Genomic DNA, 281 nt, shown 5'->3' with positions numbered 1-281 from the left:
CAGATTTGTTTTAGATTTTTGTTCGAGGAATTAAATTCTACTTTGACTGGCTTGCCATTGGACTTATCAGAGGCAATCTTCTTTATCTTTTTATAGTCTTCAGCAAACTTGTCCGGATTGTTAAACGACACATCCACGGTAATCGCATCACGGTTGATAATAATATCATTCACCTTCACACTTTTCATCGCAGTTATTTCATTGGTGATTGGTTTTTTCACAAACTGACTCTGAAACACATACCAACCCCCGAATAACAACAAACTGCTGAACAATACGGA

General features: G+C 37.0%; 1 protein-coding gene. It reads right to left on the bottom strand.

Going from position 1 to position 281, the window contains the following annotated elements; genetic code table 11:
• Positions 1-239, bottom strand: a 239-nt coding sequence (locus LKX83_RS32460; protein WP_227887400.1) for a hypothetical protein, incomplete at its 3' end; no start/stop codon positions are given.
• Positions 240-281 lie beyond the last annotated feature (42 nt).

The organism is Cohnella baijiui (genome assembly GCF_020731285.1).
Taxonomy (GTDB): Bacteria; Bacillota; Bacilli; order Paenibacillales; family Paenibacillaceae; genus Cohnella.
The sequence above is the reverse complement of the archived record's forward strand: the minus strand, read 5'-3'. Positions and strand labels throughout refer to the sequence as shown.